This is a genomic window from Stutzerimonas sp. R40042 (genome assembly GCF_026642215.1).
Lineage (GTDB): Bacteria > Pseudomonadota > Gammaproteobacteria > Pseudomonadales > Pseudomonadaceae > Stutzerimonas > Stutzerimonas frequens.
Window position 1 is genome coordinate 3,333,795 of sequence record NZ_CP113258.1, and the last position, 23,963, is coordinate 3,357,757.

Genomic DNA, 23,963 nt, shown 5'->3' on the forward strand with positions numbered 1-23,963 from the left:
CCGATCAACGGATCCAGTGACCCCAGCGCGACTTCTCCTGCACCTGCTGGATGCGCATGCTGCCAATGCTCTGCTCGGCCGCTGCGGCGATCTCGTCATCGATCATCTTGGTCGACAGCGACAGCCAGCTGGTGGCGAAGGCCAGCGCATCGCCGTGCAACTCCAGCGCCTCAATGGAGATGTTGCCGAGGTCGTCGCATTCGTTGTGGTAGCAGGGATCGAACGACTGGCCGGCTGCGCCTCCGTAACGCTGCGCCTGCTCCTCGGTCTTGATGTCCTCGGCGCCGGTGAACAGCCCGCCGAAGGCAATGCCGTCCTCGAAGAACTGTGCGTAGTCGGAGCGGAAGTCGATCTCGGTGCCTTCCGACGGCGCGTTGCGCAGCTGGAAGTAGGTGCGCAGCAGCCTTTCGATGGCGGCCGAGCCGGGCGGACCCTGCAGGCCGAAATCCGAGCCGTCGCCGTCATAGATGAAGTTGGCGTAGTTCGGCGAGCCGATCATGTCGACGTTCAGGTAGGCCTTGATGCGCTGCTTCTGCTCGTCCGGCAGCTGGTTGACGTAGTAGGTCGAGCCCACCAGCCCCGACTCCTCCGCGCCCCACCAGGCGAAGCGAACCTTGTTCTCCGGCCGTGCCCTGCTCATCAGCAACGCCATTTCCAGCAGCGCGGCACTGCCCGAGCCGTTGTCGTTGATGCCGGCGCCTTCGAACACCGAATCCAGGTGCGCACCGACCATCACCACATTGCTCGGATCGCCGCGGCGCGTCTCGGCCAGCAGGTTGTAGGTTTCGGTCTGTTCGCGCACCACGTCGACGTTCATGCTCAGCTGCAGCCCGGCGACCTGCGACCAGGCCACGCCGTTGTCGTAGGTCGAGAACAGCACCGGAATGCCGCCCGCATAGTCCTCGCCCAGGGTGGCGACCAGCAGGCCCTTACGGTCCTCGGTGTCGCCCTGGTTGAAGATGATGGCTCCGGCCGCGCCGGCTGCGGCGGCATTCGTCGCCTTCTGCCCGAACGCACAGCTGCCGCGCTGCATCAGCGCGATGGCACCGGCCGGGAAGCCGGCGAAGTCTTCCGGTTCACAGCCGCTGGTAGAGGTGTTGCCGGCACCGAGCGCCAGGTCCACCGGCACCACCGGTGCGGTGACATTGCCCGGATCGGTCTGATCGGCATAGGTGAAATCTTCCTCCCAGACGTACTGCACCGTTTGTGGCGCCACGGCGCTCAGCGTACCGGGATTGGCCGGATAGAACGCGAGGAAGGGAAAGGTTTGCACCTCGACACGATAGCCGGCGCGCTGCAGCCGGCTGCGCACATAATCGAGGGAGGCCTGGTAGCCCGGCTGGCCGGAGGCACGATTGCCTCCGTTGAGCGCGGCGATGTCCTGCAGCGCTTCCAGGTGCTTCATGACGTTGCTCGCCTGCATGCAGCGCGGCAGGCCGATCGGCGTGCCAACCAGCAAGGGCGATCGGCACAGCGCCGCATTCGGCTTGGCCGGCGTCCAGAAGTCGTTGAATTGAGCGGTATCGGCATTCGGCGCGGCAAATGCGGCGCTGCTGGCGATCAATGCGAGAGAAGCAACTACCCGAACAGCATTGTTTTTCTTGTGCATGGGTAACTCATCCTTGCAACGAGATTGATGGGCAGGCCGCATGGCTTGCGCCATCGTCCCCTACGGCAATCAGCGGACGCGGCCATAGGGAGCTAGACCGGACGGCCACCGTCTCGTTCTGGCGCAACCGCCCGCCGGTACTACCGCTGATCGGGATGAAGGAACTTCGCTGAAGATCACAGGCGTTCGGCAGCGAATGCCGCGCCTTGGCGGCAGGCATTGCGCCTGCCGCCTGGCTGGGTCAGATGCGGAACTGGCCCACCAGCTTTTGCAGGCGCTCGGCCAGGCCGTTGAGCTCGCGGGAGGTCTGCGCGCCCTGGGCGGCGTCGCTGGCGACGCCGTCCACCGCATCGGCAATATGGTGCACGCTGCGGTTGATCTCCTCGGCCACCGCGGTCTGCTCCTCGGCGGCGGCGGCGATCTGCGCGTTCATCGAATTGATGGTGCCGATCAGAGCGGAGATGGCGTCCAGCGATTCGCCGGCCTGGTTGGCCTGGTCACGGGTGCTCTCGCCCTTCTCGCCCGCCCGCAGCATGGTGGCGACGGTGTTGGAGGTGGCGCTCTGCAGGCGGTCGATCATGCCTTGGATCTCGCCGGTGCTCTGCTGCGTGCGGCTGGCCAGCGCGCGAACTTCGTCGGCGACCACGGCGAAACCGCGTCCGGCCTCGCCGGCACGGGCTGCCTCGATGGCGGCGTTGAGCGCCAGCAGGTTGGTCTGCTCGGCAATGGCGCGGATCACGTCGAGCACGCCGACGATGCCTTTCACGTCCTGCTGCAGGCCTTCCAGCGACTCGCCACTGTCGCGCAGCTCGCCCACCAGTTCATGAATCTGGCGAATGCTCTGGTCCACCACCTGCTTGGCCGCAACGCCTTGCTGATCGGTCTCGCGTGCCGCTTCGGCCGCGCGCTGGGCGCTCATCGCCACTTCATTGGCCGCAGCGGACATCTCGTTGATCGCCGTGGCGACCTGATCGGTCTCGCTGCGCTGGTCGGCCATGGCCTGCTCCGAACGCTGCGCCTGGCTGGCCACGGCCGCGACCAGACCGGTCAGCTGGGTGGTGGTGCCGGCCACCTGCTGTACCAGCGAATGGATCTTCTCGACGAAGCGATTGAACGAGGTGGCCAGCTCACCCAGCTCGTCCTGGCTGGTGATCGGCAGGCGATGCGTCAGGTCACCGTCGCCCTGCGCCATATCGTCGAGGTTCTGCTTGATCTGCAGCAGTGGACGCAGGATGGCATTGCTCATCAGTACCGCGAGCCCGGCCATCAGCACCAGCAGCAGCAACGCGGCGCCGAGCATGATCATCGTCAGGCTGTCGATACGCGCCTGGAAAACCGCACGGGCCTCGACCACATCGCGCTCGACGTCGTCGAGGTTCAGCGACGTGCCGAACGCCAGGTTCCACTTCGGCAGGTATTCGGCGTAACCGACCTTGGGCACCAGCGCATCGCTGCCCGGCACCGCGAAGCTGTAGTCGACGAAATGGCTGCCATTCTGACCGGCCTTGACCAGTTCACGGATGGCATACACGCCATTCGGGTCCTGAAAATCGGCGAAGCTCTCGCCGATGCGCTCGTGGGTGTCACCCTGGAACACGCGCAAGAACTGGCCATCGTAGCCCCAGAAATAACCTTCGCGGCCGTAGGCCAGCCGCTCGAGCAGCGCCACGGCCTCAGCCCGCGCCTGCAGATCGCCCTCGGCCGAGCGCTCGTAGATCGGCGCAATCGCATTGCGTGCCAGTTGCACGTAGTGCTCGAGCTCGGCCCGGCGATCACGAACGAGGCTGGCACGGGTCTGTGCTTCCTGCTGATCGGCCAAGTCCTGCAGCTCGACCACGGCGACGCCGCTGAGCAGGATCGCGAGGAGCAGGATCGGACCAAGGGCAAGCAGCAGCAGTTTCACTCGCAGACGTAGTGACGACAGCATCCGATATTCCCCTACAAACTAAATGGTTAAGTAGGGCTATTGTGCCACCTACTACAGGATGAGAAGAACGCTACCAAGCGCTAACTAAAGCTCTCGAAGGCGCTGCCGATGAAACGCCGTTCGCAAAAACGAAAAAAACCCGCCGAAGCGGGTTCTTTTCACAACAGCTGCGTTTACTGCTTGTGGCCGAGCTTGCGCAGCTCCTCGTCACGCAGCTCGCGGCGCAGGATTTTGCCGACGTTGGTGGTCGGCAGGCTGTCGCGAAATTCCACGTAGCGCGGGCGCTTGTAGCCCGTCAGGTTGTCATGCATGTGCTGCATGACCTGCTCCTTGGTCAGGCTCTCGCCCGGCTTGACCACCACGAACAGCTTGATCGCCTCACCGGATTTCTCGTCCGGGACGCCGATGGCAGCGCACTGCAGCACGCCCGGCAGGCTGGCGAGCACGTCTTCCAGCTCGTTGGGATACACATTGAAGCCGGACACCAGGATCATGTCCTTCTTGCGGTCGACGATGCGGATGTAGCCGTCTTCCTGGATCACGCCGATGTCGCCGGTCTTGAACCAACCATCCGCGTCGATCACCTCAGCGGTGGCCTCGGGGCGCTGCCAGTAGCCCTTCATCACCTGCGGGCCCTTGATGCACAACTCGCCGATCTCGCCCTGCGGAAGGTCCTGACCGTCGTCGTTGATGACCTTGAACTGCGTCGAGGGCACCGGAATGCCGATGGAGCCGAGCTGGATGTGCTCGATCGGGTTGACCGAGGCCACCGGGCTGGTCTCGGTCAGGCCGTAGCCTTCGCAGATCGAGCATCCGGTGACCTGCTTCCAGCGCTCGGCCGTGGCCAGCTGCAGCGCCATGCCACCGGACAGCGTGATCTTCAGCGCCGAGAAATCGAGCTTGCGGAAGTCTTCGCTGTTACACAGCGCGACGAACAGCGTATTGAGGCCGACGAAGCCGCTGAAGCGGTACTTGGACAGATCCTTGATCATCGCTGGCAGGTCGCGCGGGTTGGAGATCAGGATGTTGTGGTTGCCGCTGAGCATCATCGCCATGCAGTGAAAGGTGAAGGCGTAGATGTGGTAGAGCGGCAACGGCGCGATCAGCACTTCGCTGCCGTCATTGAGGTTCGAACCCATCAGCGCCTTGCACTGCAACATGTTGGCGACGAGGTTGCGGTGCGTGAGCATGGCGCCCTTGGCCACGCCGGTGGTGCCGCCGGTGTACTGCAGCACGGCCACCTCGTCGCTCTTCGGCGAAGCCTCGCTCACCGCCTTGCCGCGGCCGAGTGCCAGCGCGTCGTTGAGCTTGACCGCTTTCGGCAGGCTGTAGGCCGGCACCATCTTCTTCACGTGCTTGACCACCGCGTTGATCAGCATGCGCTTGAGCGGCGGCAGCATGTCGGCGACTTCGGTGATGACCACGTGTTTGATGCCGGTCTTGGGTAGCACTTCCTCGGCCAGGTGCGCCATGTTGGCCAGGCAGACCAGCGCCTTGGCGCCGGCGTCGTTGAACTGGTGTTCCATCTCCCGCGCGGTGTACAGCGGGTTGGTGTTGACCACGATGAGCCCGGCGCGCATGGCACCGAACACCACGATGGGATACTGGATCAGGTTGGGCAGCTGTACGGCGATGCGGTCGCCCGGCTGGAGATCGGTGTTCTGCTGCAGGTAGGCTGCGAAGTCGCCGGACAGCTTGTACAGCTCACCGTAGGTCAGGGTCTTGCCGAGGCTACTGAAGGCCGGCTTGTCCGCGAAACGCTCGCAGGACTGCTTGAGCACAGCCTGAATGTTCTGGTACTCGTTGGGATTGATCTCGCTGGCAACACCAACGGGATACTTATCCTTCCAGAAGTTATCGGTCATGAACCCCACTCCTAAGCAACAGCTTTATTACTGCGCGATGGCAGCTGTTTTGTTGTGATTTGTTAACTTTTGTACCGCTGATCGGGCTAAAAGCGTGCCCGAGGTTAGCAGCTTTGCCGAGGAGCGAATAGAGTCCGGAAACCGTTGATTCGACATAAAGTGACCGGAAAATATATCCCGGTCACCTCATTTATCTCCTGCAACGACAGTGCATCTCGCGTCGTCAGGCGCTTTCGCGCAGCTCCCGACGCAGGATCTTGCCGACCGGGGTCATCGGCAGTGCATCCCGGAACACGTAATGCCGTGGCATCTTGTAGCCGGTGAAATTCTCACGGCAGTAAGCCTGTAACTCTTCCTGAGTGAGCGTCGGATCGCTGGGCACGACGAACAGCTTGACCGCCTCGCCGGATTTTTCATCCGCCACACCGATGGCGGCGCAAGCCGCGACCTTCGGGTGAGCCATCACCACGTCCTCGATCTCGTTGGGGTAGACGTTGAAGCCCGAGACGATGATCAGGTCCTTCTTGCGGTCGACGATGCTGACGAAACCGTCCTGGTCGATCACCGCGATGTCGCCGGTCTTCAGCCAGCCCTCCTCGTCCAGCACCTCGGCAGTCGCTTCGGGACGCTGCCAATAGCCCTTCATCACTTGCGGGCCCTTGACGCACAGCTCCCCACGCTCGCCGAGCGGCAAGGCATTGCCCTCGTCATCGATGACCTTCACCGTGGTCCCGGGCACCGGCAGCCCGACGGTACCAAGACGGGAGTGCTCACCGTACGGATTCGCGCAAACAACCGGCGAGGTTTCGGTCAGGCCATAGCCTTCGACGACGGTGCAGCCGGTCATGCTCTTCCAGCGCTCGGCGACCGCCGAAACCAGCGCGGTGCCACCGGAGTTGGTGCCTTTGAGACGGGAGAAGTCGATCTTGTTGAACTGCGGGTGGGCCATCAGCGCGACGAACAAGGTGTTGAGCCCGAGAAAGCCGGAGAACTGCCAGCGCTGCAGCTCCTTGACGAAACCGTTGATATCCCGGGGATTGGTGATCAGCACGTTGTGGTTGCCGGTCACCACCATGCACATGCAATTCGCCGTGAAGGCATAGATATGGTAGAGCGGCAGCGGCGCGATCATCACTTCCTGACCCTCACGGATCACCGGATGGCCATGCTCATCCAGCTGCTGCATGTTTGCCCGAACCTGCTGCATGTTCGCCACGAGATTGCCATGAGTGAGCATCGCGCCCTTGGCCACACCCGTGGTACCACCGGTGTACTGCAGCACGGCGACGTGATCGGGCTCCAAGGCTGCCGGCTTGTGGTTGTGGCGGGCCCCGTCACCCAGCACGCTCTTGAAGGAAACGGCTTGCGGCAGGCTGTAATCCGGCACCATCTTCTTCACGTGCTTGACCGCGGCGTTGACCAGCACACCTTTCAGGGCTGGCAACATATCGCCGATGCGCACTTCGATCAGGTGCTCGATGGCGGTGTCGGGCAGCACCTCCTGCACGTGGTGGCCGAAGGTATTGAGGTACACCAGCGCCCGCGCGCCGGAATCCTGGAACTGGTGCCGCATCTCCCGCGCGGTGTACAGCGGGTTGGTATTGACCACGATGAGTCCTGCACGCAGCGCGCCGAACACCGCGATGGGGTACTGCAGCAGGTTGGGCATCTGAATGGCGATGCGGTCGCCTGGCTGCAGATCGGTGTGGTGCTGCAGCCAGGCGGCAAAAGCGGCGGAGTGGCGCTCCAGATCGGAGTAACTGAGGGTGACACCCATGTTGCTGAATGCAGGGCGGTCCGCGTGAGTCTTGCAGGCACGCTCGAACACCTCGACGACCGAGCGGTAAGCACCTAGATCGATCTCGTTGGGCACGCCGGCAGGGCGTTTGTCATTCCAGAATTCAGGCTGCATTGTTATTGGCCTCGTTACCTGAGAGTGTCTGGCCCGCGCGCAGCGGGCTCTGGCGAACTTATCAGGTCGGCATCGCGACGCAACAGCCCAAGCCGCATTAATCACTGCTGTGAATCTTTCGTCACGGCATCGCGCGGCCCGGCGCCGGGACAAGTGCAGCCCGTGCCTCTAGAATGCAGCCCCAGCGCGCCGACACCGGTCATCTGGGATCGCGCGACTCGCTTCGATCCATCGGCCGCAGCATCCGGTGCGCCGACCAGCCTGAGGACATTCCATGAGCACCATCAGCAACACGCCTTACTCCGACCTGGAGGTCGGCCAGCAGGCGAGCTACGAAAAACACGTCGAGGAAAAGGATATCCAGCTGTTCGCCGCGATGTCCGGCGATCGCAACCCGGTGCACCTGGACGCCGAGTTCGCTGCCGGCACCCTGTTCAAGGAACGCATCGCCCATGGCATGTTCAGTGGCGCACTGATCAGCGCCGCCGTGGCTTGCACCATGCCGGGCCCGGGCACCATCTATCTCGGCCAGACCATGAAGTTCACCCGTCCGGTGAAAATCGGTGACACGCTGAGCGTGCGCCTGGAAATTCTCGAGAAGCTGCCGAAGAACCGCGTGCGCATCGCCACCCGCGTGTTCAATCAGAACGACGAATTGGTGGTCGACGGCGAAGCCGAAGTGCTTGCGCCGCGCAAGCAGGAAACCGTCGAACTGAAGGAACTGCCGCCGATCACCATCGGCTGAGCACTCCTGCGGTCACTGCCCCGTCGCGCGACGAGGCAATCCGAGGGCGCCTGATGGGCGCCCTCAGCATTTCCAGCCATACCTTTGCGCGGCAAGGGGGGCAAGCAGAACGCTATTACGGCCCTGGCCTACGCCTAAAGCGGATCCCCAGCGGAAGGATGTGCATCGAATACCCCGCGCCGACCATCCAGCGAGCAGTACAAGAACAACAACAACGGGACCCTCACCCATGCTCACTCGCTCGATCGCTTATCGGCGCCTGGCGGCGCTCGTCCTCGGCGGCTTGTCGCTGGCCGTGCAACCCACTTCGGCAGCCCCACTCGACCCCGGCCCCGACGAGGCCCTGCTCTACTACCAGCGCGCCGATGGCAACTACAACGGCTGGGGGCCACATCTGTGGAACACCGCCGGCTGCAACGGCAGTGCGACCGAAACCAGCTGGGCGCAACCGCTCGCGGCGGCGGAAACCGACCCCGAATACGGCGCGCTCTATCGCATCCCGCTGAGCGCCGACGCCAGCTGCCTGAACCTGATCATGCACAAGGGCGACGAGAAGGATCTGGGCGGTACCGACCTGGTCTGGCGCTTCGACGAGCTCGGCCGTCGCGTCTTCACGGTCAGCGGCAACCCGCAACTGTCCAGCACGCCACTAAGCGGCAGCGGCGTGGCGATCAAGGGAGCCCGTGCGCACTGGCTCGATCCGTTTACGCTCGCGCTGGTGGGCGGCGCACCGGGCGCCAGCCGCGTCGAGTTGCGCTATGCCCACGATGCCAGCATCCGCATCGACAGCGAGGCGCGCACCGTCAGCGGCGGGCAGGTCCTGGCGATGCAGCCGTCCAGCCTGCGCAACGGCCTCAGGCGCCAGCACCCGCATCTGGCCGACGCCCCCGCTTACCAACTCACGGCAGGTGTGAGAGACATTCGCCGCGCCGTGATGAGCCAGCTAGTGGTAATTGCCTATGATGCGGACGACCGGGTCATCGATGCCACCGAAGTGCAGACCGCCGGCATCCTCGACATGCTGTTCGCCTACAACGGCAAGCTGGGCGCGACGCTTGATTCCAGAGGTGTGTCCTTCAAGCTCTGGGCACCGACCGCGCAGCGGGTTCGCCTACATGTGTTCGATGCCGCCAAACGGCTGCTACCCGGCTATCCCAAGCCTATGCGAGAGCGGCTCGGCGTCTGGAGCCTGGAAGGCCCGCGCTCGCTGGATCGGCAGTATTACCAGTATGAAGTCACCGCCTACCGACCCAGCACCGGCAGCGTCGAGACGACGCTGGTCAGCGACCCCTACGCCCTGAGCCTGTCACGCAACAGCCAGTACGCCCAGGTGGTCGACCTGAATGCCGATGACCTCAAGCCCGCCGGCTGGGATGCGGTGCGTCCGCCACGCCCGGAGCGTCCCGAAGCGAGCGTGATCTACGAAACCCATCTGCGCGACTTCAGCGCCAGCGACACCAGCCTGCCGGCGGAGCTGCGCGGCACCTACGCCGCGTTTACCCGACATGACAGCAACGGCATGCGTCACCTGCGTGACCTGCAGAAGGCCGGGCTCACCCACGTTCAGCTGCTGCCGGTGTTCGACATCGCCACCATCGACGAGGACCCCGCCCGGCGGGTCGGCCTCGACGATCCCTTCGCCAAGCTCTGCGACCTGTCGAACCAGGCCCGTCAGCGCTGGGCGCAGCACTGCGCAGCGGCGAGCATCCGTCAGGTGCTTGAGGGCTTCGATCCGGCCAGCGGCCAGGCGCAATCGCTGTACGACGACCTGCGCGGGCTGGACGATTTCAACTGGGGTTACGACCCCTTCCACTTCACCGCGCCCGAGGGCAGCTACGCCAGTGACGCCGAAGGCGTGCAACGCATCATCGAGTTTCGCCAGATGGTGCAGGCGCTCGCCAGTAACGGCCTGGCCACGGTGATGGACGTGGTCTACAACCACACCAACGCCTCCGGCCTGGCTGACAAATCGGTTCTGGACAAGGTCGTGCCCGGTTACTACCACCGCCGCAACCCCACCACCGGCGCGGTCGAAACCTCGACCTGCTGCGAGAACACCGCCAGCGAGCACCGCATGATGGCCAAGCTGATGATCGACTCGCTGAAGGTCTGGGCCCGCGACTACAAGATCGCCGGCTTTCGCTTCGATCTGATGGGTCACCACATGCGCGAGCAGATCGTCGATGCCTATCGCGCGGTCCGCCGCATCGATCGCGAGACCTATTTCTACGGCGAAGGCTGGGAATTCGGCGAGGTCGCCGGCAACGCCCGCGGCATCAATGCCAACCAGCTGAACATGGCCGGTACCGGTGTCGGCACCTTCAACGATCGGCAGCGGGATGCGGTACGTGGCGGCAGCCCCTTCGATGGTGGCGACAGCATCCGTCGCAACCAGGGCTTCGCCAACGGCCTCTACCTGCGGCCCAACGAGCTGAGCGGTGCCGGGGCTCAGGAAAAAGCGCAGCTGCTGCACGCCGCCGATCTGATCCGCGTCGGCATCGCCGGCGGGCTGCGTGATTTCCAGTTCGTCACTGCCGACGGCAGCACACGCAAGGGCAGCGAGATCGACTACAACGGCCAGCCCGCCGGCTATACGCTGGACCCGCAGGAAACGATCAATTACGTCTCCAAGCACGATAACCAGACGCTGTGGGACAACAACCAGTACAAGTTCGCCAGCAGCCTGTCGGTTGCCGACCGGGTCCGCCTGCATCTGGTGGCGCTGTCGGTGCCGCTGTTCAGCCAGGGCGTGCCGTTCATCCATCTCGGCTCGGGCATCCTGCGTTCAAAGTCCATGCAGCGCGACAGCTACGACTCGGGGGATTGGTTCAACGCGGTGGATTTCGGCTACCAGGACAACAACTGGAACAAGGGCTTGCCACGCGCGGACAAGGACGGCGACAACTGGCCGCTGATTCGCAGGATCATCGTCGACCCGCAGGCCGAACCGGGCGCCGCCGACATCGTCACCGCAAAGCGGCGCTTTCTGGAGCTGCTGAAAATTCGCAGCGACAGCACGCTATTCCAGCTCGACAACGCCCGCGAGGTGCAGCGGCGCCTGCAGTTCCACAACACCGGACCCGAGCAGCAGCCCGGGGTGATCGCCTACAGCCTGGCCGATGGACCGCGCGCCGGCCGTGATCTGGACCCCCGCTACAGCTCGCTGATGGTGGTGATCAATGCGTCGGACAAGCAGGTTCGTCTGTCAGGGGCGGATGGCTATCGGCTGCATCCGCTGCTCGAAGGCTCGGTCGACCCGATCGCTCGCCAGGCTACCGTGAGCAATGGGGAATTCGAGGTGCCGGCTTTCACCACGACCGTGTTCGTCCAAGCGCAGACGCGTCGGTAAATCACGAGGCAAAAAAAAGGCGACCAGAGGTCGCCTAAATGCCTTGCGTGCCCTTGTGTTCGACGGAATCAGCCCTTTTTCTTGTGGGCATCCCGCCAAACGAAATATCCGAAACCTGCGAAGAAGGCGACCATCAGGCCGACCGTGACCACCCCTGCGAGCACCACATTATCGACAAACATGAGACCTACCTCCGAAACCTGATTCGCTGTTCGATGGGTGCAAGGTAAACCCGGGTGATCGGGAAAAAATTGACCCGGGTCAATGGCCGCAAAATGCCGATCCCAGGCGCGCGCAACGACTGATCCAGGTCAAGAAAACGGGGGTATTGGGGAAGGGTTTCGGACGAAATGGCCCTGAAACGGGCAGACCGCGAATAGCGGAGGCGATCGCTAATAGCGAATCGGTATGGATTGCCGGTGTGGCGCGCGAGCTGGCATGCCGATCAACGTTTCTTTGTCGGCTTCTTGCTCTTTTTCTTCGATTTGCCAAGCGGCAGGACCTGCTCGAAGGTCTTGCGCATCTCCTCGAGCCGCTTGTCGTTCAGGTCATGAATGCGGCGTGCACGCTCGGCGCTGAAATCGATCAGGTTCTCGTCACTGCTCATGCGTTCTTTCCCGGCCGGATAAGGCGAAAGGTCAGGTTGAGGCGCGGCTGCGATACCTTGCTGGTCCGCGCGATCTGGTGCTGCCAATGATGCTGCGTCGCGCCGCTCATGACCAGCAACGAGCCATGCCCAAGCAGCAGCGAGTGCTGAATACGCCCGCTGCCCTTGCGCCGCAGGTCGAAGCGTCGTTCGGCTCCCAGGCTCAACGATGCCACGACAGGATTGCGACCCAGCTCGGCTTCGTCATCGCTATGCCAGCCCATGGCATCGCGTCCGTCGCGATACAGGTTCAGCAATACGCCATTGAAGCGATGACCAGTTTCGTTCTGCAGACGCTGACGGATGTCTTGCAACAGCGGTGTCCAGGCCAGCGGTTCATGCCGCAGGCCAGAATAGCGGTATCCGGCCTCGGCATCGCCATACCAGGCGGCCAGCCGCGGCACGGCAACCCGGCGGCCGTAGATGCGTATCTCCGGTTGCGTCCAGGGCGTGGCGCGGAGCAGCTCCTGCTGCCAGGCGTCGGCAGTATCGCCGTCTACCCAGCCCGCCCGGTAATCCAACACGGCGTCAGGCAACTCGATCGATGAAACAACGCTTGGGTCGGTCGTCAACACCTCAGACCTCGACGTCGACCCAGAGGCCCTGCCGTGGAAGCTCTTCCAAACCGGCCTGATCCTGCTCGTCGGTCTCGCCCTTGGCCAGCTCTTCCGGGGTGTAACCGCGGCGTTGCCGGCGCCTTTGCTCGTCGCGCAGCATTTCCGCGCTCTCCTGCGGATGCCGGCGATCGAGGGTGACGGCGCTTTCGCCGGAGCTTGGCTGCACCGGCGTCACCGGCGCCACCTCGGGGCGCGGTTTGACCGCGTCCTGCTGGGCACTGACCGGGAATACGCCGCTTGGAATGGGTGGCAGCATGTTTGAGCCCTCTTTGCCGATGAGTCGGCGCAACACCGGCCAACTTTAGCAGGACCGCTACACTTGATGCGTCGAGCAGTCGCCATCGGCCGTCGCTCTCGTGGCGACGTTCCGTTACCATAGCCGGCTTTTTCACAGCGGGAGGCAGCATGGCGCAGCAGTATCTACCGGGGCAACGCTGGATCAGCGACAGCGAGGCGGAACTCGGCCTCGGAACCATCCTCACCCAGGATGGGCGGATGCTCACCGTGCTCTACCCGGCCACCGGCGAAACCCGCCAGTATGCGACGCGCAGCGCGCCACTGACCCGCGTACGCTTCGTCCCGGGTGACGAGATCACCCACTTCGAAGGCTGGAAGATGACCGTGCGCGAGGTCGACGACGTCGACGGCCTGCTGGTCTACCACGGCCTGACCGCGCAGAACGAAGCCCGCACCCTGCCGGAAACCCAGCTGTCGAACTTCATCCAGTTCCGCCTGGCCAGCGATCGCCTGTTCGCCGGGCAAATCGACCCGCTCGCCTGGTTCAGCCTGCGCTACCACACCCTGCAGCACCAGAGCGCCCAGCTGCAGTCCTCGCTGTGGGGCCTCGGTGGCGTGCGGGCGCAACCCATTGCGCACCAGCTGCACATCGCCAAGGAAGTTGCCGACCGCATCGCCCCGCGCGTGCTGCTGGCCGACGAAGTGGGTCTGGGCAAGACCATCGAGGCCGGCCTGATCATCCATCGCCAGCTGCTCTCCGGCCGCGCCAGCCGGGTGCTGATCTTGGTACCGGAGAACCTGCAGCATCAGTGGCTGGTGGAGATGCGCCGCCGCTTCAACCTGGAAGTCGCGCTGTTCGATGCCGAGCGCTTCATCGAGAGCGATGCCAGCAACCCGTTCGAAGACACCCAACTGGCGCTGGTATCGCTGGAGTGGCTGAAGGAAGACGAGCGCGCCCAGGACGCCGCCTTCGCCGCCGGCTGGGACCTGCTGGTGGTGGACGAGGCGCATCACCTGGTCTGGCATCCGGAAGGCGCCAGCGCCGAATACACGCTGGTCGAACAGCTGGCCGAGGTGATTCCCGGCGTGCTGCTGCTGACCGCGACCCCGGAACAGCTGGGCCTGGACAGCCACTTCGCACGCCTGCGCCTGCTCGATCCAAATCGTTTCCACGACCTCGACGCCTTCCGCGCCGAGAGCTCCAGCTACCAGCCGGTGGCCGAAGCCGTGCAGGAACTGCTCGACGAGGGCCGTCTCTCGCAGCAGTCTCACCAAACTATCCACGATTTCCTTGGTGCCGAAGGCGAAGCCCTGCTCGCCGCCGCCACCGATGGCGATATCGAGGCCAGCAGCCGGCTGATCCGCGAGTTGCTCGACCGTCACGGCACCGGCCGTCTGCTATTCCGCAACACCCGTGCCGCCGTACAGGGCTTTCCCGAGCGCCAGCTGCACCCCTATCCGCTGCCCTGCCCGGCCGAATACATGGAACTGCCGCTGGGCGAACACGCCGAGCTGTATCCGGAAGTCGCCTTCCAGAGCCAGCAGGAACCGGCCGACGAGCAGAGCCGCTGGTGGCAGTTCGATCCGCGTGTCGAGTGGCTGATCGACACCCTGAAGATGCTGAAGAAGTACAAGGTGCTGGTCATCTGCGCCCATGCCGAGACCGCGCTGGATCTGGAGGACGCGCTGCGCGTGCGCTCCGGCATCCCGGCCACGGTTTTCCACGAGGGCATGAGCATCCTCGAGCGCGACCGCGCCGCGGCCTACTTCGCCGACGAGGAGTTCGGCGCGCAGGTGCTGATCTGCTCGGAAATCGGCAGCGAAGGCCGCAACTTCCAGTTCAGCCACCATCTGGTGCTGTTCGATCTGCCGGCGCATCCGGACCTGCTCGAGCAGCGCATCGGACGTCTCGACCGCATCGGCCAGCAGCACACCATTCAGCTGCACGTGCCGTACCTGGAGACCAGCCCGCAGGAGCGCCTGTTCCAGTGGTATCACCAGGCGCTGAACGCGTTCCTCAACACCTGCCCGACCGGCAACGCACTGCAGCACCGCTTTGGTCAACGGCTGCTGGCGCAGCTGGAAGAAGGTGACGACGACGCTTATCAACTGCTGATCGACGAAGCCCGCGCCGAGCGCGAACGCCTGGAAGCCGAGCTGCATGCCGGCCGTGACCGCCTGCTGGAGCTCAATTCCGGCGGCGGCGAACAAGGCAAGGCGCTGGTCGAAGCCATCGAGGAGCAGGACGACCAGTTCGCCCTGCCGATCTACATGGAGCAGCTGTTCGATGCATTCGGCATCGACAGCGAAGATCATTCGGAAAACGCTCTGGTACTGCGTCCCAGCGAAAAGATGCTGGATGCCAGCTTCCCGCTGGGCGACGACGAGGCCGTGACCATCACCTACGACCGCGAGCAGGCCCTGGCCCGCGAGGACATGCAGTTCCTCACCTGGGAACACCCCATGGTGCAGGGCGGCATGGACCTGGTGCTGTCCGGCTCCATGGGCAACACCGCCGTCGCGCTGATCAAGAACAAGGCGCTCAAGCCGGGCACCGTGCTGCTCGAACTGCTGTTCGTCAGTGAGGTGGTGGCGCCGCGCGCGCTGCAGCTGAGCCGCTTCCTGCCACCGCTGGCGCTGCGCTGCCTGCTCGACGGCAACGGCAATGATCTGGCGGCCAAAGTGGCCTTCGATACGCTCAACGATCAGCTGGAAAGCGTGCCGCGGGCCAGCGCCAACAAGTTCGTCCAGGCCCAGCGCGACGTACTGGCCACGCAGATCGCCGCCGCCGAGGCGAAGATCAAGCCGCGCCATGTCGAACGCGTCGCCGAAGCCCAGCGCAAGCTCAAGGCCGGGCTGGACGAGGAACTGGCGCGACTGGTGGCGCTGCAGGCGGTCAACCCGAGCGTACGTGACAGCGAGATCGACGCCCTGCGTCAGCAGCGCGAAGACGGCCTGGCAGCGCTGGAGAAGGCTGCCTTGCGCCTGGAAGCCATACGCGTGCTGGTTGCCGGATAAGCTGGCGCATCCCGGCCATGATCGGCGGGCTGAGGCCCGCCCTCAGGGCCACGTGCGAAGCTAACGGCGCTCCGCCCGGGCGATGCACCAGTAGGCCGCAATTCGGGTGACCAGCGCCTTCGGCCTTTCGGCGTAGAGCCGCCGGCCAAGGCGCAGCGCGCATTGCTGCAGCTGTTCGCGGCGCTGCTCGATACAACACCGCAACTGTTCTCGAGTCTCCGGTGCGCCGAACAGGTCGGGCTCGCGCTGCATCAGCTGGGCCATCATCGCCAGATCGTGGTCATCGCCCAAGGCATCGGCGACCTGCTTGAGCTGCTCGGCGCGGCTTTCCAGCGCATCCGGCCAGCACGGCGAGAGCAGCTGGCAGTGATACCAGTGATCCTTTACCCGCTTGCGCCATTCGTGCAGCAATTCATCCGAACCGTCCCGCTCAGCCCGTTCCAGGTCCCGCGCCCCATCGCTGTAGGTGCGGCGCAGCCCATTGGCGAGCAGCCCGAAACCCTTGCCCGACAGCTTCCAGTGCTGCACATCCTGGGTCAGCGCACGCAGCTCGCCCAGCACCTCGGTCAGCTCCGTCTCGAAATCTCCGTGCACCTCGCCATCCGGCGCAGCGCGCTGCTGCAATTGCAGACGGATCTGGCGGAACGCGTCGCTGACGAACAATGGCTGGTTGGCCCGCGCCAGCGCATCCCAGCTTTCCAGCATCGCCGTGGCATCGCGAGACTCGGCAAGGCGTCGCCCCATGTCGCGCAGCCGCCGGTTTTCGAGCTTGAAGCGCGCACCGAGCGGCTCGCGCACCAGCCGCAGCAGGGCGCGCAACTCCTTGAAGCGCTTGCGCGCCTGGTGAACGCCTTCCGCACGGCCATCCGCATCGACCGAAAGCGCCTGGACCGCCTTGTCGATGCGCTGCCGGGCGGCCTTGCGCACCTCTTTGGCGGCATTGCGATTGGGGCGAATGCGATAGCCCATCGAATTGCTCTCCATAAAGACGCTCCGTTTGAGCACCGTTAATGGGACCCGCACCTCGCTCCCGGCGTTGATTCACTTGCGTGAAGTTTTTGTATCAGCGCATAACGTTGCGGCCCGCCTCAACCGTAGCGCTTGCGTGCCTCGATCGCCAACCCGCTGCCGATGCTGCCAAAGCGGTTGCCCTCGACATGACGCGCCCGCGGCAGCAGCTCGGCGACGCTGTCGCGCAACGCGGGAATGGCACTGGAACCGCCGGTGAAGAACACCGTGTCGACCTCCTCGGCACGCACACCGGCATCGGCCAGCAGCTGTCCAATGCTGGCGCCGATGCGTTCGAGCAGCGCGGCGATGGCGCTCTCGAAGCCCGGCCGGCTCAGCTCGACGCGCAGATCCGGCTCGATGCGCTGGAAGTCGATGGCGAAGCGCTGCTGCTCGGTCAGCTCGATCTTGCCCTGCTCCACCTGCATCGCCAGCCAGTGCCCGGCGCGCTGTTCGATCAGGCGGAACAAGCGGTCGATACCGGTGGGATCGACGATGTCGTAGCGCATGCTCTGCAGCGCGCGCTGCGACGCTGGCGCGTAGACCGCGTTGATGGTGTGCCAGGTGGCGAGGTTGAGGTGGGTGCTGGTGGGCATCGGCGCATCGCTCTTCATCCGGCTGCCATAGCCGAACAGCGGCATCACCCCGTGCAGGCTGAGCTGCTTGTCGAAGTCGGTGCCGCCGATATGCACGCCACCAGTGGCGAGGATATCCGCCTGCCGGTCGTCCACCGCGCGGCGCTCGGGCGCCAGACGCACCAGCGAGAAGTCGGAGGTACCGCCGCCGATATCCACGATCAGCACACGCTCCTCGCGTTCGATGCGCGACTCGTAGTCGAAGGCCGCGGCGATCGGCTCGTACTGGAACGAGACCTCCTTGAAGCCGATCTTGCGGGCGGCAGCGGCGAGGGTCTCCGATGCCTCGCGGTCCGCCTGTGGGTCGTCGTCGACAAAGAACACCGGCCGCCCCAGCACGACTTCCTCGAATGGCCGGCCGGCGGCCGTCTCGGCCCGCTGCTTGAGGGTGCCGAGGAACAGGCCAAGGATCTCCTTGAACGGCATGGCGCTACCGAGCACGGTGGTTTCGCTCTTCAGCAGCTTGGAGCCGAGCAGGCTCTTGAGCGAGCGCATCAGCCGGCCTTCGTAGCCTTCGAGGTATTCGTGCAGCGCCTGGCGGCCGTAGACCGGGCGGCGCTCTTCGAGGTTGAAGAACACCACCGACGGCAGCGTCGGCTGATCACCCTCGAGGGCGATCAGCGGATCGGCTTCCGGCCGCCACCAGCCGACCGTGGAGTTGGAGGTGCCGAAATCGATGCCGCAGGCGCGGGCGGGTGAAGCATTGAGCATGGCGTGGTCCGCGGGTACAGAAAAAACGGCCGCGCAGTGTAAAGGAGGTGGTCCGCCGTTGCAGGCCTATCGTCGCTCAACCCCTCGCCGGCCTTGTCCGGATAAAAAATGCCCGGCCATTGCTGGTCCGGGCACAAACCCCATGACGCAACGTGTATCAGGCAGGTACCGCCTCCGCGCCGGGCGCTGCGGCGGTCATCCCCGCCGTCATGCGTTTGGCATCGGCACAGAAGGTCCGCGAGGCCTGGAACAGGAACACCATGGTCAGCAGCAGCGACGCCGGAATCAGATACATCGCCCCGTGCAGCCCTTCCGCACGGAAGGCCTCGGCCATCTCGCTGGCGCCTGCCGCGAGCATTGCCGCCTCGGCGAAGTGGTCCGAAAGCAGCCCCACAACCACGGTGCCCATGCCGCCACCGAGCAGGTACAGACCGGCGAAGAACAGCGCCATGGCCGTGGCCCGCAGGCGCGGTTCGACGACGTCCTGGATCGCGGTATAGACGCAGGTATAGAAGTTGTAGGAGAACAGCCAGCCGATGCTGAACACCGCAACGAACAGGCCCACGTCGATCCGCCCGGCGAGCAACGCGTAGCCGGTCGCGAGCGTGGCGATCAGCATGCTCACCGCGGCGAATACCAGCCGGCCACGGGCAAAGCGTTGATGGATGCGGTCAGCGACCCAGCCGCCCAGGGTCAGCCCGATCAAACCGGTCAGGCCGACGATCACGCCGGTGGCGACCGAGGCATTGACCAAAGAGACCCCGTGGTAACGCATCAGCAGCGGCACCATGAAGGCGTTGCAGGCGTAGGTGGCGAAGTTGAACGCCAACCCGGCCAGCACCAGCCACCAGAAGGTACGAATGGCCAGGACTTTGCGCACCGGCTGCTGCACCGGCTCCTGCGAGACCTTGACGGTCTCCGCCGCACCGCGCTTAGGCTCGCGGATCAGGAAGATGAACAGCGCCAGCACCAGCCCCGGCACCGCGGCGATGAAGAAGGGCGCACGCCAACTGCCGAAGAACTCGACCATGGAGCCGATGGTGAAGAATGCCAACAGCAGTCCCAGCGGCAGGCCCAGCATGAAGATGCCCATGGCCCGCGCCCGCTTGTGTGCCGGGAACAGGTCGCCGATCAGCGAGTTGGCGGCCGGCGCGTAGCTGGCCTCGCCGATGCCGATGCCCATACGCACCAGCAGGAAGCTCCAGAAATTCCAGGCCAGCCCGTTGATCGCCGTCAGGCCGCTCCAGGCGGTGAGCCCCCAGCCCATGATCTTGCGCCGCGAACCGAGGTCGGCCATGCGCCCGAGCGGCAGCCCGGCAATGGCATAGACGATGGTGAAGGCGGTGCCGATCAGGCCGAGCTGGAAGTCGTTGAGGCTCCATTCCAGACGAATCGGCTCGGCGATGATCGCCGGGATGGTGCGATCGAAGAAGTTGAACAGGTTCGCCAGAAACAGCAGAAACAGCACGCGCCAGGCGTTGGAAGCTTGGGTGGAAGGCTGCATGACGTCGGTCTCGATTGTTCTTATATTCCGGCCGCAGACCAGCCGGGACTCGACGATGACTCTAGAGTCTGTACCTGATCCTGTCTCCGAACATCAGCCTCGCTTATGCCGCGCGATGGTCAGCGGGCACGCCAATCGGCCAGCCATCCCAGACTGGCCTCGCTGCCCTGCTCGCCCGGCTTGTATTCGGCGCCCAGCCAGCCCTGGTAGCCGCTGGTCTGCAACGCCTGCAGCGCACCCGCGAAGTCCACTTCGCCGCTGCCCGGGGCGCCGCGCCCGGGGCAATCGGCGAACTGTACGTGACCGATACGCCCGGCCAGCTGGGTGATGCACTCCGGCAGGTCCAGGCCCTGGCGGGCCATGTGGTAGAAGTCCAGCTGCGCCATGCAGTTGGGGTGGTCAACCCGCTCCAGCAACGCTTCCAGATCCGCCGCGCTGTTGATTAGGAATCCCGGCATGTCGAGCGGGTTGATCGCTTCGCAGAGCACGCGGATGCCGAGCATGTCGAAGGCATCGGCGGTCTTCCACAGGTTGTGCTCCAGCGTCTCCAGCGCCAGTTCGCGCTCGACGCCCTCCGCCAGGCGGCCCGGCAGCACGTTGACACACGCTGGACGCACCATCAGTGCATAGGTCAGCGCCTCCTGCAGGGCCGCATCGAAGGCCTCCTGCCGTTCCGGCACGGCTGCCAACCCGGGACCGCCCTGCATCAGATCGCCGGCCGGCAGGTTAATCAGCACCAGTGGCAGGCCGGCGCGCTCGAGCTGCTCGCGCAACTGGATGGCCGGCACTTCATAGGGAAACTGGATTTCCACGCCATCGAAGCCGGCGACGCGGGCGGCGAGGATGCGCTCGGCCAGGGGCAGCTCGGTGAACAGCAGCGAGAGGTTGGCGGCGATCTTCACTGGTCGCCCTCCCGGTACATCTCGACCAGCGTTGCCGGATCGCGCTCCAGGTTGCCCTGGCTGCCGTGCAGGCGCATCAGCTGCGCGGCCAAACCGCTCAAGGGGGTCGCCGACCCCTGCTCGCGGGACAGTTTCACTGCGGTGTCGAGATCCTTGAGCAAGGTGCGCACGTGCCATTTCACCGGCTCGAACTCACTCGCAGCCATCTGCGGGGCAAGAATCTGCAACGGTCTGGAGTCAGCGAAACCGCCCGCCAGTGCCGGCGCCAGCAGGCTGGCATCGACCCCGGCGCGTTCGGCCAGCGCCACCACCTCGGCGATCACCAGGGCATTGCAGGCGACGATCATCTGGTTGCAGACCTTGGTCACCTGCCCGGCGCCCACCTCACCCATATGGGTCAGACGCTGGCCCAGGTTCATCAGAATCGGCCGTACCCGTTCGACGTCCTCGGCGCGCCCGCCGGCCATGATCGCCAGCGTGCCGGCTTCCGCGCCGGCGGTGCCACCGGAGACCGGCGCATCGACCCAGCGCATGCCACTGCGGAATTCCAGCTCGGCGGCCATGTCGCGGGTCGCTGTCGGCTCCAGGCTGGAATGGTCGACCAGCAGCTTGCCGGCCTTGCCGCCCTCGGCGATGCCCCCCTTGCCGAACAGCACCTCGCGCACGGCGGCGGTATCGGCCAGGCACAGCAGCACGATGTCGGCCTCGGCACAGAGCTCGGCGGGGGTCGCCACGGCCCTGGCGCCAAGTTCGATCAGCGGCTGGCACTTGTCGGGCGAGCGGTTCCAGACGACCAGCTGATAACCTGCGGCGAGCAGGCGGCGACACATCGGCAGGCCCATCAGACCGATACCGGCGAAGGCGAGAGTTGGCAGATCGGACATGGACGGCTCCTTGGCAAACAAGGCCCTGATTCTAGCGCCGCACCGTCGCGAACGGCCATGCGATCCGCCTTCGCTTCACGCCGACGAGCCGTACATCGAGACCACCGACGAGCAAATCGCCGAGCCAACCGGAACGATCCGCCCTCGCGCGCCTCTGAAGGAAGCTCCGAGGCCCGGCCTCATCACGCCACTCAACCACGCGCCCTGCTGCGGCGCGCATTCGAACAGATCGCAGGAAGTACGCAATGGAATTAGTTCAGATCATCGTCCTGGCCATCGTGCAGGGGCTTACCGAGTTCTTGCCGGTTTCGAGCTCGGCTCATCTGATCCTCTTCCCACACCTCGTGGGCTGGGACGACCAGGGACTGGCATTCGACGTGGCGGTGCACCTCGGCACGCTCGCCGCCGTGGTCTGGTATTTCCGCCAGGAGGTGTTCGGCATGAGCCGCGACTGGTTTACCTCGCTCGGACGTCGCGAGCGCGTCGGCGACAGTCGGCTCGCCTGGGCGGTGATTCTCGGCACGATTCCGGTGGGCATCGCCGGTCTGCTGTTCAAGGGGTTCATCGAGGTGCACATGCGCTCACCGCTGGTGATCGCCTGGGCCACCATCGGCTTTGGCATATTGCTGTGGTGGGCGGATGTGGTCAGCCGGCGCACCGCGCAACCGCGCGACGAGCACAGCCTCTCCTGGAAGGACATTCTGCTGATCGGCTGTGCCCAGGCACTGGCGCTGATTCCCGGGACCTCACGCTCGGGTGTGACCATGACCGCCGGCCTGCTGCTCGGCTTGTCGCGCTCGGGCGCGGCGCGCTTCTCCTTTCTGCTGTCGATTCCGGTGATTGTGCTCGCCAGTGCGCTGAGCACACTGGATCTGGTCGAAGGCGGTGCGCCAGTGGATTGGCCGGCGATGGGGCTGGGCGTGGTGCTGTCGGCGGTGAGCGCCTATCTGTGCATCCACCTCTTCCTCAAGCTGCTGGAGCGTGTCGGCATGCTGCCATTCGTGATCTACCGACTGATACTCGGTGTCGTGCTGCTGTTGCTGTTCAGCGCTGTCTGAGCAGCCCGCCGCGAATGCCCTGCCGCAGTGATCCGCGGCAGGGAGGTCGAGGTTCGGCCTCAGGTCTGGGGCAGATCGATGAGCAGTGGCCCGAGTAGAACCACGGCCAGACGCGCCTCGACCAGCATCTTCTCGCCAAGCGGTGCGTTGCGCGGGGGCATGGTGTCCGGCGAGCTAGCCTCTACCCGTGCAACCTCCCTGAAGGAATGACCATCCGCCCAGACCATCGTCGTTTTCCGCCGCTTACCGCCTTTCACATTCGTATCCCTTGCCCTGCGCGGGTGGCACTTTGCTGATATTCGGCCACTACAGATTCCTTAGGTATGGCCGCTGAAAAAAGTTCGCCGTGCGCGCCGATTTACTTGCCTGGCGCCGCGCCGAGGCACGGATGGCGCTTTCCCTTGCCGCGATGTGCCGCAGAGGTTCTATAATCCGCGCGCTTTTTCCGCTATTGAACCGGAGAACCCTCAATGCTGAAGCGCTCCCTGGCAGCCGTCGCCGGCCTTGCCCTGTCCCTGTCTATTACGACCACCCATGCGGCTGAAACCCTTCGGGTTTCCGCCATCCCCGACGAAGCACCGACCGAGCTGATCCGCAAGTTCAAGCCGCTGGGCGAGTATCTGGAACAGCAACTGGGCATGCCGGTGAAATTCACCCCGGTGTCGGATTACGCCGCCGTCGTCGAATCCCTGGCCTCCGATCGCCTCGACCTCGCCTGGCTCGGCGGTTTCACCTTCGTCCAGACCCGCCTGAAGACCGGCGATGCTATCCCGCTGGTGCAGCGCGAGCAGGACGAGCAGTTCACCAGCAAGTTCATCACCGCCGACCCAGAGGTCAAATCGCTGGCCGACCTGAAGGGCAAGACCTTCGCGTTCGGCTCGGTGTCCTCCACCTCCGGCAGCCTGATGCCGCGCTACTTCATGCTCAAGGATGGCATCGAGCCGGAGAAGTACTTCAAGCGCATCGCCTACTCCGGTGCCCATGACGCCACTGCGGCCTGGGTCGAAGCCGGCAAGGCCGACGCCGGCGTGCTCAACGCCTCGGTCTGGGACAAGCTCGTTGCGGCCGGCAAGGTCGATACCGATAAGGTCCGGGTGATCTCCACCACCCCGCCCTACTACGACTACAACTGGACGGTACGCGGCAATCTCGATCCGGCGCTGGTCGAAAAGATCAAGGCAGCCTTCCTCGCCCTCGACCCGGCCAACCCGGAGCACAAGGCGATTCTCGACCTGCAGGCCGCCTCGCGCTTCATCGAGACCAAGCCGGAAAACTACAAAGGCATCGAGGAGGCTGCGCGCGCGGCCGGCCTGCTGAAGTGACGCCACGTTCGCGT

18 protein-coding genes are annotated in these 23,963 nt (G+C 64.7%); 5 read left to right on the forward strand and 13 right to left on the reverse strand.

Annotated features, from left to right (window positions below; translation table 11 throughout):
- Positions 1–4: 4 nt before the first annotated feature.
- The 4 genes from OUY36_RS15785 to fadD2 all read right to left on the reverse strand — a co-directional run bounded on the left by OUY36_RS15785 (position 5) and on the right by fadD2 (position 7,313).
- Positions 5–1,609 (reverse strand): M28 family metallopeptidase, encoded by a 1,605-nt coding sequence (locus tag OUY36_RS15785; RefSeq protein WP_267935037.1) that lies wholly within the window; start codon positions 1,607–1,609, stop codon positions 5–7.
- A 241-nt stretch (positions 1,610–1,850) separates the two neighbouring features.
- Complete coding sequence (locus tag OUY36_RS15790) at positions 1,851–3,536, reverse strand: methyl-accepting chemotaxis protein (protein ID WP_267935039.1); 1,686 nt, start codon at positions 3,534–3,536, stop codon at positions 1,851–1,853.
- 173 nt (positions 3,537–3,709) lie between these two features.
- Positions 3,710–5,401 (reverse strand): long-chain-fatty-acid--CoA ligase FadD1, encoded by a 1,692-nt coding sequence (fadD1, locus tag OUY36_RS15795; protein WP_133456460.1) that lies wholly within the window; start codon positions 5,399–5,401, stop codon positions 3,710–3,712.
- 223 nt (positions 5,402–5,624) lie between these two features.
- Positions 5,625–7,313 carry a long-chain-fatty-acid--CoA ligase FadD2 gene (fadD2, locus tag OUY36_RS15800; RefSeq protein ID WP_133456459.1) on the reverse strand — a complete coding sequence of 563 codons (1,689 nt, stop codon included), beginning with the start codon at positions 7,311–7,313 and terminating at the stop codon, positions 5,625–5,627.
- Positions 7,314–7,587: 274 nt separating this feature from the next.
- Here fadD2 and OUY36_RS15805 point away from each other — a divergent pair, with 274 nt between their 5' ends.
- Both OUY36_RS15805 and pulA read left to right on the forward strand, forming a co-directional pair.
- Positions 7,588–8,058 (forward strand): MaoC family dehydratase, encoded by a 471-nt coding sequence (locus OUY36_RS15805; protein ID WP_063542590.1) that lies wholly within the window; start codon positions 7,588–7,590, stop codon positions 8,056–8,058.
- Between the two features lie 229 nt (positions 8,059–8,287).
- Positions 8,288–11,407 (forward strand): pullulanase-type alpha-1,6-glucosidase, encoded by a 3,120-nt coding sequence (gene pulA / locus OUY36_RS15810; RefSeq protein ID WP_267935042.1) that lies wholly within the window; start codon positions 8,288–8,290, stop codon positions 11,405–11,407.
- Positions 11,408–11,475: 68 nt separating this feature from the next.
- Here the strand turns inward: pulA and ccoM are convergent, their stop codons facing one another.
- The 4 genes from ccoM to OUY36_RS15825 all read right to left on the reverse strand — a co-directional run bounded on the left by ccoM (position 11,476) and on the right by OUY36_RS15825 (position 12,926).
- Positions 11,476–11,589 (reverse strand): cytochrome c oxidase subunit CcoM, encoded by a 114-nt coding sequence (gene ccoM / locus OUY36_RS22005; RefSeq protein WP_285361209.1) that lies wholly within the window; start codon positions 11,587–11,589, stop codon positions 11,476–11,478.
- 263 nt (positions 11,590–11,852) lie between these two features.
- Positions 11,853–12,014 (reverse strand): hypothetical protein, encoded by a 162-nt coding sequence (locus OUY36_RS15815; RefSeq protein WP_267935044.1) that lies wholly within the window; start codon positions 12,012–12,014, stop codon positions 11,853–11,855.
- A complete protein-coding gene (locus OUY36_RS15820; protein ID WP_267935046.1) occupies positions 12,011–12,628 on the reverse strand; it encodes an alpha-ketoglutarate-dependent dioxygenase AlkB family protein in 618 nt (205 codons plus the stop codon). Before OUY36_RS15820 ends, OUY36_RS15815 begins: the two co-directional genes overlap by 4 nt.
- A 1-nt stretch (position 12,629) precedes the next feature.
- Complete coding sequence (locus tag OUY36_RS15825; protein WP_110776248.1) at positions 12,630–12,926, reverse strand: aspartate-semialdehyde dehydrogenase; 297 nt, start codon at positions 12,924–12,926, stop codon at positions 12,630–12,632.
- 149 nt (positions 12,927–13,075) lie between these two features.
- Between OUY36_RS15825 and rapA the strand changes: the two genes are divergently transcribed.
- Positions 13,076–15,925 carry an RNA polymerase-associated protein RapA gene (rapA, locus tag OUY36_RS15830; RefSeq protein WP_267935048.1) on the forward strand — a complete coding sequence of 950 codons (2,850 nt, stop codon included), beginning with the start codon at positions 13,076–13,078 and terminating at the stop codon, positions 15,923–15,925.
- A gap of 60 nt (positions 15,926–15,985) precedes the next feature.
- Here the strand turns inward: rapA and OUY36_RS15835 are convergent, their stop codons facing one another.
- From OUY36_RS15835 to OUY36_RS15855, 5 genes are all read right to left on the reverse strand, one after another.
- Positions 15,986–16,909, reverse strand: coding sequence for a CHAD domain-containing protein (locus tag OUY36_RS15835; RefSeq protein ID WP_267935050.1), 924 nt, complete (start codon positions 16,907–16,909; stop codon positions 15,986–15,988).
- A gap of 104 nt (positions 16,910–17,013) precedes the next feature.
- Complete coding sequence (locus OUY36_RS15840) at positions 17,014–18,279, reverse strand: Hsp70 family protein (protein WP_267935052.1); 1,266 nt, start codon at positions 18,277–18,279, stop codon at positions 17,014–17,016.
- Between the two features lie 157 nt (positions 18,280–18,436).
- Positions 18,437–19,783 carry a spinster family MFS transporter gene (locus OUY36_RS15845; RefSeq protein WP_200599375.1) on the reverse strand — a complete coding sequence of 449 codons (1,347 nt, stop codon included), beginning with the start codon at positions 19,781–19,783 and terminating at the stop codon, positions 18,437–18,439.
- Between the two features lie 119 nt (positions 19,784–19,902).
- The gene (locus OUY36_RS15850) at positions 19,903–20,685 is read right to left on the reverse strand and encodes a hydroxypyruvate isomerase family protein (protein WP_110776243.1); all 783 of its coding nucleotides are present in this window, start codon (positions 20,683–20,685) and stop codon (positions 19,903–19,905) included.
- Positions 20,682–21,569, reverse strand: coding sequence for an NAD(P)-dependent oxidoreductase (locus OUY36_RS15855; protein ID WP_102839909.1), 888 nt, complete (start codon positions 21,567–21,569; stop codon positions 20,682–20,684). The genes OUY36_RS15850 and OUY36_RS15855 overlap by 4 nt, the downstream gene beginning before the upstream one ends.
- A 245-nt stretch (positions 21,570–21,814) precedes the next feature.
- On the opposite strand from OUY36_RS15855, the gene OUY36_RS15860 reads away from it, so the two are divergent.
- Together OUY36_RS15860 and OUY36_RS15865 are read left to right on the forward strand one after the other, a co-directional pair.
- Positions 21,815–22,627 (forward strand): undecaprenyl-diphosphate phosphatase, encoded by an 813-nt coding sequence (locus OUY36_RS15860; RefSeq protein WP_267935055.1) that lies wholly within the window; start codon positions 21,815–21,817, stop codon positions 22,625–22,627.
- A 470-nt stretch (positions 22,628–23,097) separates the two neighbouring features.
- Entirely contained in the window at positions 23,098–23,949 is an 852-nt protein-coding gene (locus OUY36_RS15865) for a putative selenate ABC transporter substrate-binding protein (protein ID WP_102839907.1), read from the forward strand.
- Positions 23,950–23,963: the final 14 nt, after the last annotated feature.

Bases quoted from the DNA above. Each gene is read 5' to 3' on its own strand.
- OUY36_RS15845 (WP_200599375.1), bottom strand. From the start codon at position 19,783: ATGCAGCCTTCCACCCAAGCTTCCAACGCCTGGCGCGTGCTGTTTCTG.
- pulA (WP_267935042.1), top strand. From the start codon at position 8,288: ATGCTCACTCGCTCGATCGCTTATCGGCGCCTGGCGGCGCTCGTCCTC.
- OUY36_RS15855 (WP_102839909.1), bottom strand. From the start codon at position 21,569: ATGTCCGATCTGCCAACTCTCGCCTTCGCCGGTATCGGTCTGATGGGC.
- OUY36_RS15865 (WP_102839907.1), top strand. From the start codon at position 23,098: ATGCTGAAGCGCTCCCTGGCAGCCGTCGCCGGCCTTGCCCTGTCCCTG.
- fadD1 (WP_133456460.1), bottom strand. From the start codon at position 5,401: ATGACCGATAACTTCTGGAAGGATAAGTATCCCGTTGGTGTTGCCAGC.
- ccoM (WP_285361209.1), bottom strand. From the start codon at position 11,589: ATGTTTGTCGATAATGTGGTGCTCGCAGGGGTGGTCACGGTCGGCCTG.
- rapA (WP_267935048.1), top strand. From the start codon at position 13,076: ATGGCGCAGCAGTATCTACCGGGGCAACGCTGGATCAGCGACAGCGAG.
- OUY36_RS15805 (WP_063542590.1), top strand. From the start codon at position 7,588: ATGAGCACCATCAGCAACACGCCTTACTCCGACCTGGAGGTCGGCCAG.
- OUY36_RS15785 (WP_267935037.1), bottom strand. From the start codon at position 1,609: ATGCACAAGAAAAACAATGCTGTTCGGGTAGTTGCTTCTCTCGCATTG.
- OUY36_RS15825 (WP_110776248.1), bottom strand. From the start codon at position 12,926: ATGCTGCCACCCATTCCAAGCGGCGTATTCCCGGTCAGTGCCCAGCAG.
- OUY36_RS15840 (WP_267935052.1), bottom strand. From the start codon at position 18,279: ATGCTCAATGCTTCACCCGCCCGCGCCTGCGGCATCGATTTCGGCACC.
- OUY36_RS15860 (WP_267935055.1), top strand. From the start codon at position 21,815: ATGGAATTAGTTCAGATCATCGTCCTGGCCATCGTGCAGGGGCTTACC.
- OUY36_RS15790 (WP_267935039.1), bottom strand. From the start codon at position 3,536: ATGCTGTCGTCACTACGTCTGCGAGTGAAACTGCTGCTGCTTGCCCTT.
- fadD2 (WP_133456459.1), bottom strand. From the start codon at position 7,313: ATGCAGCCTGAATTCTGGAATGACAAACGCCCTGCCGGCGTGCCCAAC.
- OUY36_RS15815 (WP_267935044.1), bottom strand. From the start codon at position 12,014: ATGAGCAGTGACGAGAACCTGATCGATTTCAGCGCCGAGCGTGCACGC.
- OUY36_RS15835 (WP_267935050.1), bottom strand. From the start codon at position 16,909: ATGGAGAGCAATTCGATGGGCTATCGCATTCGCCCCAATCGCAATGCC.